The organism is Moorena sp. SIO2C4 (assembly GCF_010672485.1).
GTDB lineage: Bacteria > Cyanobacteriota > Cyanobacteriia > Cyanobacteriales > Coleofasciculaceae > Moorena > Moorena producens.
Window position 1 is genome coordinate 1 of record NZ_JAAHGN010000173.1, and the last position, 9,604, is coordinate 9,604.

General features: G+C 44.0%; 12 protein-coding genes. 6 read left to right on the forward strand and 6 right to left on the reverse strand.

Annotated features, from left to right (window positions below; translation table 11 throughout):
* From F6K20_RS11905 to F6K20_RS11920, 4 genes are all read left to right on the forward strand, one after another.
* Positions 1-996 (forward strand): RNA-guided endonuclease InsQ/TnpB family protein (locus F6K20_RS11905; RefSeq protein WP_287294807.1); only part of this gene is annotated, 996 nt, incomplete at its 5' end.
* A 239-nt stretch (positions 997-1,235) separates the two neighbouring features.
* Complete coding sequence (locus F6K20_RS11910) at positions 1,236-1,556, forward strand: NfeD family protein (RefSeq protein WP_008188289.1); 321 nt, start codon at positions 1,236-1,238, stop codon at positions 1,554-1,556.
* 235 nt (positions 1,557-1,791) lie between these two features.
* Entirely contained in the window at positions 1,792-1,992 is a 201-nt protein-coding gene (locus F6K20_RS11915) for a hypothetical protein (RefSeq protein ID WP_131827196.1), read from the forward strand.
* Between the two features lie 79 nt (positions 1,993-2,071).
* The gene (locus tag F6K20_RS11920) at positions 2,072-2,503 is read left to right on the forward strand and encodes a helix-turn-helix domain-containing protein (RefSeq protein WP_008188291.1); all 432 of its coding nucleotides are present in this window, start codon (positions 2,072-2,074) and stop codon (positions 2,501-2,503) included.
* On the opposite strand, the gene F6K20_RS11925 is transcribed toward F6K20_RS11920, so the two are convergent.
* Positions 2,488-2,619 carry a hypothetical protein gene (locus F6K20_RS11925; RefSeq protein ID WP_287294809.1) on the reverse strand — a complete coding sequence of 44 codons (132 nt, stop codon included), beginning with the start codon at positions 2,617-2,619 and terminating at the stop codon, positions 2,488-2,490. The genes F6K20_RS11920 and F6K20_RS11925 overlap by 16 nt on opposite strands.
* A 158-nt stretch (positions 2,620-2,777) precedes the next feature.
* A complete protein-coding gene (locus tag F6K20_RS11930; protein ID WP_287265131.1) occupies positions 2,778-3,953 on the reverse strand; it encodes a pyridoxal phosphate-dependent aminotransferase in 1,176 nt (391 codons plus the stop codon).
* A 631-nt stretch (positions 3,954-4,584) separates the two neighbouring features.
* On the opposite strand from F6K20_RS11930, the gene F6K20_RS11935 reads away from it, so the two are divergent.
* On the forward strand, positions 4,585-4,995 hold the full coding sequence (locus tag F6K20_RS11935) for a J domain-containing protein (RefSeq protein WP_008188298.1): 411 nt from the start codon (positions 4,585-4,587) through the stop codon (positions 4,993-4,995).
* 37 nt (positions 4,996-5,032) lie between these two features.
* Here F6K20_RS11935 and F6K20_RS11940 read toward each other — a convergent pair whose 3' ends face one another.
* From F6K20_RS11940 to F6K20_RS11950, 3 genes are all read right to left on the reverse strand, one after another.
* The gene (locus F6K20_RS11940; protein WP_287265132.1) at positions 5,033-5,341 is read right to left on the reverse strand and encodes a P-II family nitrogen regulator; all 309 of its coding nucleotides are present in this window, start codon (positions 5,339-5,341) and stop codon (positions 5,033-5,035) included.
* A gap of 166 nt (positions 5,342-5,507) precedes the next feature.
* A complete protein-coding gene (locus F6K20_RS11945) occupies positions 5,508-5,804 on the reverse strand; it encodes an acylphosphatase (protein WP_287265133.1) in 297 nt (98 codons plus the stop codon).
* Between the two features lie 161 nt (positions 5,805-5,965).
* Complete coding sequence (locus tag F6K20_RS11950) at positions 5,966-7,327, reverse strand: histidine phosphatase family protein (RefSeq protein ID WP_008188306.1); 1,362 nt, start codon at positions 7,325-7,327, stop codon at positions 5,966-5,968.
* A gap of 230 nt (positions 7,328-7,557) precedes the next feature.
* Here F6K20_RS11950 and F6K20_RS11955 point away from each other — a divergent pair, with 230 nt between their 5' ends.
* The gene (locus F6K20_RS11955; RefSeq protein ID WP_287262971.1) at positions 7,558-9,168 is read left to right on the forward strand and encodes a CPBP family intramembrane glutamic endopeptidase; all 1,611 of its coding nucleotides are present in this window, start codon (positions 7,558-7,560) and stop codon (positions 9,166-9,168) included.
* Between the two features lie 75 nt (positions 9,169-9,243).
* Here the strand turns inward: F6K20_RS11955 and F6K20_RS11960 are convergent, their stop codons facing one another.
* A complete protein-coding gene (locus F6K20_RS11960) occupies positions 9,244-9,399 on the reverse strand; it encodes a hypothetical protein (RefSeq protein WP_287294813.1) in 156 nt (51 codons plus the stop codon).
* Positions 9,400-9,604: the final 205 nt, after the last annotated feature.

Genomic DNA, 9,604 nt, shown 5'->3' on the forward strand with positions numbered 1-9,604 from the left:
AAGCATTCAGCTATCAGCGTGGATGCTGTCAAAAGGGTTAAGTTAGCTTTTGATCGATTCATCAAGGGAGACAAAAACGGAAATAAAAGCGGCAGACCCAGATTCAAAAAGAGACACCGTTATCGCACCTTTACTTATCCCCAAATGAAAGAGGGGTGCTTGCAAGGTGAATTGATTGATTTGCCTAAAATAGGAAAAGTCAAAATTGTCTTACACCGCACCATTCCTGATGGGTTCAAAATAAAAACAGCCTCAGTCACTAAAAAGTGTGATGGCTACTATTTGGTTTTGTCCCTAGAAGACAAAACAATTCCTGAAACCAAGGCTGACCTTAATCCTAGCTCAATCATCGGTATTGACGTTGGACTTAAAGAATTTTTAACTACTTCCGAAGGGGAAACCATTAAGACTCCTCAATATTACCGAAAAGCGCAAAAACGCTTAAAAGTAATACAAAAACGAGTATCTCGAAGGAAGAAGGGAGGAAAAAATCGGCTCAAGGCTATTAAGCAACTTGGAATACAACACAAAAAAGTTGCTGACAAGCGGAAAGACTTCCATTTTAAAACCGCCAAATATTTGTTGTCAAAATATGATGTAATTGCTCACGAAAAATTAAACGTCAAGGGACTAAATAAAACCCGATTGGCTAAGTCTGTGTTAGACGCCGGGTGGTCAAGCTTTCTGACAATCCTATCAAGCAAAGCCTTAAATGCTGGCTTGTTAACGATCCCAGTAAGTGCCCGAAATACTTCGCAGAATTGTTCCAGTTGCGGCAAAAAAGTACCTAAAAAGCTGCATATCCGTTGGCATGATTGTCCCCATTGTGGATGCAGTCTTGATTCGCCGAAGGCGACGCTACGCGAACGTGATCACAATGCGGCAATAAACATAAAAAATAGAGCGGAAGGGCAGTCCGTTCTTAAAGCCCAGCGCCTCCTAAGGGATACCCGGATTGGCTGGGAAGCCTACACTGACCTTACAGGTTCACTGTAGGAGCTGTCACGTGGACAAGTTGCCAGTTAAGCAACTGTCTATCGAAAGAACGACCTATCACCTTAGGCATAGCAGGCTCCAATAATAGACAGAGCTAGGATTAGAGCCAAATATTGCCAAGACCCTAACTACCACGGGATTGTGTACAGGTTTAAATAGTGGCATGGGATACCTCACCAGGCTTTAGATAACGAAAGTAGAGTTTAAAGGTAAGGTAAAGCTCAGGGAGCAGGCAGCAAATGGAATCAACTAAAAACCCCACCATGGAAGAGATGAACCTATTCTCAGAGCCTGGCACTGGCAAGGTAGAAAAGACAATTACTCCTCATAAGCCAGGACGAGTCAAGTATAAAGCAACTTACTGGCCAGCAGAAGTATGCTCCGATTTTCAAGTCACCCTTGAACCTGAAGACCCAGTTACAGTTGTTGGTCGGCGGGGCATTACCCTGATTGTGGTACCAGTGGGTTATATTTTTCCCGACGATTCCCAAGAGTCGAGCCAAAACCTAGCCACAGGGATTGTCTCACGCTTGTTGAGTTGGACTCAACGATTAGCTTGAGTGTTTACAGTATTTTCACATTAAACCAAACTAATTAACTTCAGAAGCCCAATACTGTCCACGGGTCAGTATTGGGCTTCTGGGTTTACTTGAACTTTGGCACTAATAGCAAAGGGAATAGGGAACAGCGGATCTCGGAGTAGAAAACAAAAATTATCACAATTCCTACACTGATCCCTAAAGATCACTTTTTGACGGACTTAGAAAATAAGGCGTTGCTTAATTTTTAATAGTTTTGTGGAATGGGCATGTTTGCGTGGAACTGGCATCTTGTGTAGAACTGGCATCTTGTGTAGAACTGGCATCTTGCCAGTTTCATGCTTATTGTCGGGCGGGCAGGATGCCCACTCTACTCCTATTCAGCGCGAAGACTGACGCAACGCCAAAAATAACTCTACCGCTAAAGTTAGTTATTAATAATCATCCTACTTTATAAGTGAGTTTACTAGAACTTTGACAATAAGGTAACTTTTTAAGTTATAATAGTTTTATCGGTATAGTTTTTGGAGACAACTATGAATAAGTGCGTTTGTACTACTGAAGCCGCATCTCTTTTAGGTATTTCTCCTCGGCGATTGCGCCAACTCCTTGAAAAGGGTCGCGTCCGGGGTGCCTATAAAAGTGGGAAATTCTGGATTATTCCCCTGTTCAACAATCTGCCCCAAATCATTAAAGGTACTAGAGGACCAAAAGGAAAATGGCGTACCAGTCGTACTCCAGGTCTAGCCAAGATTAATGTCAACCGCAATCACATTGGCTCCAATATCCACAAAAGTCCGGAAGAGCGCAAGCCAGTGATTTCAGTAAAACGAAGTGGCAACAATTTATACGGCAACCAAGTAGAAATCCTTGGTCCTTGCCGGATTACGTATCAGCCGGATAACCCACTGCCTTGTGGCGCTCGTCTGTGGATCGAAACCTTCAGTGATGTTCACTTTATTTCTTGATGCAGTCGCTCATGGGGAGGGGCTGTGTGCGGAACCTGCGTCCGCACCTTGTAAGCCCCGTGGAAACCCCCAAGACCGCTTAGGTGCGCTTTCCGTTGGCGAATTAAATTCGCCACGGGTCGCACCTCTGCATCGCTGGTGGTAGTTTTTCTGCTCGTGGTTGAAGCAAAAGTTGCTAGTTATCGACAGCAGAACAGAGGTATCAACGTTTGTCGAGAATGGCAACAACTGATCACAAAATTGTGATCACAAAGCTATGGAAAGCCCCCGAATTTTATCCGTGGCCATTGACTTGATGCAAAAACTTTTCCAAGCGATCCATCCCCTTCTCAATGGAAGCCATATCCGTAGCATAGGAAAGACGGATACAATCATCAGCACCAAAGGCAATACCAGGAATTGCAGCAACTTGCTCGGAACTGAGTAAGCGATCGCAAAATTCCAAAGAGCTTAAACCCGTTTGACTAATGTTAGGGAATAAGTAGAAAGCAGCGTCTGGCTTCAGACAAGTCAGTCCAGCCATGGCCGTGAGCCGCTCTAACATCACCTGTCGCCGTTGGGCAAAGGCTTGGCGCATCTGTTCTACACAGTCAAGGGAACCTTCCAAAGCTGCGATCGCACCATACTGAGCAAAGGTACAAACATTGGAGGTGCTATGACTTTGAATCGTGGTCATTGCTTTAATTAGCTCTACTGGACCTGCTATATAACCGATACGCCAGCCAGTCATAGCAAAAGCTTTAGCAAACCCATTACTAATGATAGTGCGCTTGAATATTTCTGAGCTTACTTCCCCAATACTAAGGTGTTGAGCCCCATCGTACCGAATTTTCTCGTAAATTTCGTCAGAAACCACCAGAATATCTTGCTCTACCACTACTTCCGCCAAGGCTTTTAGTTCTGCGGGAGTATAAACCATACCGGTGGGATTAGACGGAGAGTTGAGAATAAATAATTTAGTTTGGGGTGTAATGGATGAACGGAGCTGAGCCGGTGTAATTTTGTACCCTTGAGTGGCATCTGTAGGAACAATCACAGGTTTACCACCAGCCAGCTTCACCATTTCTGGATAGGAAAGCCAGTAGGGAGCAGGAATAATCACCTCATCTCCCACTTCAATCAGAGCCAGCATCAAGTTGAATAGGGATTGCTTACCGCCATTGGTGACAATAACGTTCTGTGTATCGTAATTGAGGTTATTCTCATGGCGCAGTTTATTTGCGATCGCAGCTCTTAGCTTCGGTTCCCCAGCGGCTGGACCATACTTAGTCTTTCCTTCATCCAGGGCTTGCTTACTGGCTGCTTTAATATGAGCGGGAGTGTCAAAATCCGGTTCTCCAGCGCTAAAACTACAAACATCAATCCCATCTGCCTTCATGGCTTTGGCTTTAGCAGCAATGGCTAAAGTTAAGGAAGGGGTAACTTGACCAACTCTTGATGCCAGCTTCATTCTCACAAATAATAACTGAGGAATTGTTAATGCGATTGCCTTGACAATCTTATAATTATCCCATAATGCATAGCCATTTTGGACTAATTTTAGATTTATTTTAGATTTATTTTAATATTTATTTTATTTTTCAGCCTTGTCCCTTTGTTACCTAATCAGGGCTAATCAGGGCTAATCAAGGCTGTAGAGGTTTGCTGTCAAACCATGAACTTACGTTAACTAAAGACTAGAAACTATATATTTCTTAAATTGATGTGTTTTTTTGCTGCAATTGACTGGCAATTAATTCAGACTTAAATTTATTGTTTACTTGACTAACTAGCAGGGCAAACGCATCTAAATTCTAGAAGCCTTACTCAGAAAAGATTGTCAAATTAATAAGCAAAATTACTTATCAAATCACTCTTATATCGAGTAAGCATTTCAAAACAAGATGTGTTTACCCTGCACTAAGTAGGTAGCTATAAAAGAAAAAGTTTGTTAGTTCTAAGTGTCAAAGTCCTGAGTTTTTTAGTTAGGAACTGACTCAAGGGTTTTGATCACAGCGTGAAATTTGCCCCGACAAGTTTGTTTGGGCTTCTTTGTGTCTACTAATTGATTTTCCTGTCACTGTCGGAAGAGGATATTGTAAATGTTAGAGGTAGAGAAATACTACAGAATCCTGGAGCTGGAGCCTGGAGCTTCACAGGAGGAGATTCACCAGGGCTACCTCGATTTGACCTGGGTATGGCATCCTGACCGTTTTTCTGGTAATCCCCGGCTACAACAGAAAGCTCACTGCAAGCTGCAACAAATCAATGAAGCTCATGCCCAATTGCGGTCTTTACAAAGAACTCTCGGTTGGAAAAATAGACACCCCAAGCCTAAACCCCAGAAGCAATCACCATTAAAGAACCAATATCGTAAGTCAGACTTATATAAACGGGAAGTTAATCCTGTAACCACCGAAGCTAGTGAAAGTAAAACTGGGAGTCAGAATCAGGGAAGTCCAAAGTCTAGGCGTGTCTATCGCAGCCAGAAAATCGATGATTGGTTAGATTAACTAACTGGTGATTACTTGTGATCACTTGATCGCTGCTTTAATTGCTTAACGTTTCTATATCCTGTCGGTAGGCAATTAAAGCGTGACGCTTCCGGTATTCGGCTATAGCACGCAGAATTGCATCAGACACTTCCCGGGATACGATCGTCTTAATTTCAACATTGGTGTTGTAGCCCGGAATATCTCCTAGGCGTTTGCCGTGACCCCCCTCTCCCCGTACATCACTAACAGTATAACCAGTAGCCCCGTGGCTTTTGATGAGCTTCACAAGGCTTTCTCGAATTACTGATTCACCAATGATGGTGACTAAGACAGCACTATTGATGGGAGCATCTTCTGTAGACATAGGAAATTCCTTAATTCCTGATATCTATTAGTCTATAAGCATCTAGTATAGACTTTTATAGTTGTCAATGGTTAGTTGTCAACGGGGTTGCCGGTAGATCAGGCTACGAGATTAACCTATGGTCACGCTAAGCGAACCCATTGACAACTAAGCTCAACTATACCGATTAGTGGGTAATTTCAAATCCCTGCAAACCTTCCGGTGTCTCATTCTTAACCACCACATTGTCAACCACAGCATTTAACGGTCCGGTATGACACCAACGCACCATAGCTTCTACTGCTGCGGTATTCCCTTCAAACACCGCTTCCACACGCTTATCAAGAAGATTTCTCACCCAGCCATTCACCCCTAGATGCTTAGCTTGAAGCATTGTGGAGTAACGATAACCAACTCCTTGAACTCTTCCGGAAATGAAAACATGGGTGCGGATTTGCTTGTGTGGTGTTGATGAGTTTTGCATTTAGCAGTTTGCTGTTGACTACATCAAGTTAATGTTGAAGGTTGTTCGCCTTAAGCATCCTTTGTCGGCGAGGTTGACTGTAACACTTTGGCTTAGGGTCAACCTTCAACCAACCTTCAACATACTTACCCCAAAGCATGGAAATTGATCGTATTGTTTAGCTACAGCGCACCAGCGGCTGTTTTATCCAATACACCTCCAGATAGGTGTGTGGTGATATTCATCGCTTGCAATACTGGGGCTTTGTCTAAGCCTTGGGGATAATCAATTACGCTGACAGCCCCATTTCCCTGCTTGATACTCCAAATTAATGCTGGACTCAAGCCAAGAATGTCACAAAGTACTACTTTATTGATAGCATCATGAGCCACCACTAAGCCAGTCTGAAATCCAGAACCAGATGCCGTAGCTGATTTAACTATCCCATTCCAGGATGGCACTGCCCTTTCCAAAACATCCTGTAAGTTCTCTCCTTCTGGCATTTGTACCGTTTCTGGGGCAACTTTCCACTGATTGAGCAAGTCACCATACTCTTGGGAAATCTCTGATTCTAATTTGCCCTCCCATAAGCCATGACTGATTTCCCGGAGTCCATCATCAACTTGTAAATTGACATTGGGGTGAGACTGGAGAATAATTTCAGCAGTTTGCTTAGGACGCAGCATGGGGCTACTGACTGCAAAATCAATGGGGATATCTTTTAGAAACTCACCCGCCTGCTGTCCTTGTTTACGACCATTTTCATTTAAAGGTACATCAATTTGTCCCTGGAAGCGAGAGGCACGATTCCAATCGGTTTCACCGTGGCGCACCAACAACAGACGCAACCCAAGGTCAATATCTCCCTTAGGTGCGCTTGACCTTGGCAAGGTTTCTCCCAAGTGGGAGGTTTGATTGAGGGATTCCAATTGTACGGTTTCTCCCCAACCACCAGTGAAATTGAGCACATTGATGCCACAATTGGATTGCCTGATACTATGGTAACGAGCAGGAGTTACCCCAATGGCACTGCTAATTAAGCAGCGATTGATACCATTATGGGCTACGATTAAAATCGTACCTCCTTGATAGAGGCGGATAACCTCTTGCCAAAACTGCTCTGCTTGTTTGTATAGTTCAAGCACAGGAAAGTGTTCTTTAGACCCGACCCCTGTGGGAATGACCATGGAAAATTCGTGGGGGCGTTCTTTCCAGCGTTGGTAGTCTTCTGGGAATTTTTCCTTAACTTCGTTCTTTTGGAGATTTTGCCAAAGGGGTAAATCGATTTCCATCAGCTGATCTGATGGCTGTAACTGGGGAGGGTTTGGCAAATAGGATAGGATAATATCTGCGGTTTGCTTTGCCCGTTGTAAAGGGGAGCAGTAGATGGCATCAAAGCTGAGGCTACTGAGGGCAGTACCAACTTTTTGGGCATCAGCACGACCTTTTTCGGTCAAGACTGACTGATCACTGCGTCCTTGAATGATCTGCTGAATGTTGTAAGTACTTTGACCGTGACGGACAATAACGACGCGGGTAGCCAATCTCTTATTCCTCCATGAGCAGGTATATGGTTCAGCCGGGTCAGCTAGGGTGACAAATGTATACTGGGTATACTCAGATGATTCCGAATCATCAAGGTCATTGTAACCTAGCTAGATCATCCCTAAACTGGCAGTGTAAAGTTGGTGACTAGTTATTGGTTAGTAGTCCATTGAGCAGCAAAAAATAACTAGTAACTAATGAGCAAAATGCTTGTGTGTTGGGGGGTTCGATGACTATAAAACGGTTGGTTTTAATTGTACTGACGATTTTTGCGATCGCTAGAATTGGCCTTTCTCTGGTAGAAAGCTGGGGTCAGCCCCAGATTCAAACTAATCTGGAACTTCGCCAAACCAATCTAGTACTTCATGGCTGGGAGTGGCAGAAAACAACCTCTGATTCTGCTACATCTGAGCAGTCTAATCAGGAGTCTAAGGTAGATTGGACTGTGGCTCGAAATGCTTTAATTGGTGCTGAGCCGTTTCAATCTGCTCAAAAACAGTATGAAACAGCCCGTCAATTGGCTCAGACCAATCAGTCAAAGGTTCTGACCAAACTCCAAAAATTTTCCATAGGGAAGGTAACCACACCAAATGATGGAGCGCCATCACAATCACCAGCCACTCCCCTGACCGAAAACTCCTATCCCTCAGAGCAGCAGCAATTGCAAGAGTCATTGTCTGACATCGAACAGCTGATTGCTCGGCTGGATTTGCGTATTGGAATTCTCCAAGCTCAACAAGGAAAAACCGATGCTGCTATTGAAACCTGGGATGCAAAGACATACCCTAATGGCTCATTAGAAACTGCTGGGGTATTAATGGGTCTATGGAGTGAGCCACCCCTGGTACTACCAGATGCTGAGGAAAAAATTGAACAAAACTTAGATAATTGGTTCCGCTATCGCGCTTTGAGTCAGCTGTATCAAGTGCAGCAGCGCCAAAGTGACCTATTGTCACTCCAAACCCAAGAACAAGAAACGGCTGAACAAGCAATTGTCAAATTATTCGTTATCGCTGTCATCCCAGGATTTAACACCCTATTGGGTTTGATAATCTTAGTGTGCTTGGTTGGTCAGTTGTTGTTTCAAGGTCAGCAATCCCTTCTAGCAACCAATCATAATCTCCCATGGAAAACAGCTTGGGATGGGGAAATTATTTGGCAAGTGCTGATTTTTGGTTTTTTCGCCATCGGTCAACTCCTGTTACCGCTTTTAATTGGGCTCTCACTGGGGATTGTTGGGATTAACCCAGCCAATTTTACGGTACAGATGAGTGCTTTCTATGTGTTGCTAACTTACCTAATCATGGCATTTGGGGGCTTGTTAGTGATGTACCTTTCCATTAAGCCCTTTTTGCCCCTGCCACAGGATTGGTTTCGTTTCAAGTGGCGCAGCAACTGGATTGTATGGGGAGTCGGTGGCTATTTGATAGCACTCCCCTTGGTGATTGTGGTATCTCTGATTAACCAACAGTTATGGCAAGGAAATGGCGGTAGTAACCCACTGTTGCCCCTAGCTTTGGAGGGACAGGACAGCATAGCTTTGACGATATTTTTTCTGACAGCAGCTGTGGCAGCACCAGTGTTTGAGGAGATAATCTTTCGAGGGTTCTTGTTACCCTCTTTGACTCGTTATCTACCAGTTTGGGGAGCGATCGCATTAAGTAGTCTGATTTTTGCGATCGCTCATTTGAGTCTCTCAGAAGTCCTACCCCTAGCCACATTGGGAATTGTCTTGGGATTCGTTTACACGCGATCGCGTAATCTCCTAGCTCCCATGCTGCTCCATAGTCTCTGGAATAGTGGTACGCTTCTGAGTTTGTTTGTTTTAGGCAGTAGTTAACAATTGAGTATGACGTGTGAAGTATCAAGTGTTAAGTATTAAGTGTGAAGTATGACGTATTACATTCTTCATCCTTCAAAAAACACCATAAAGCTGTTTAATAAGTACCATAATCTGATTCCCGTACTCCAAATCTGGATTCCAACGTCTGCCTAAGTCATAAACTGAAGGAGCAACACCTCTGGGCACATAGTCAAAACGAGGGTCTACTATCGGGGGCTCGTTAATCATATCAGTACTGGCATATGCCTTCAGGTGCTCAATGTGAGCTTTAACTCCTGTTTTCGGGTCAGGAAATGTAGCACCAGCAGCATCCAGCTAAAAAATACCGAGCTTCGCCTCGAGATTGGCGAAAACTCCGGGGTTCAGTCCAACGCCGTCGACTACAGACAATTCATTGACGGGCAAAAACATACGCTCAGCGTCACGTGGGATA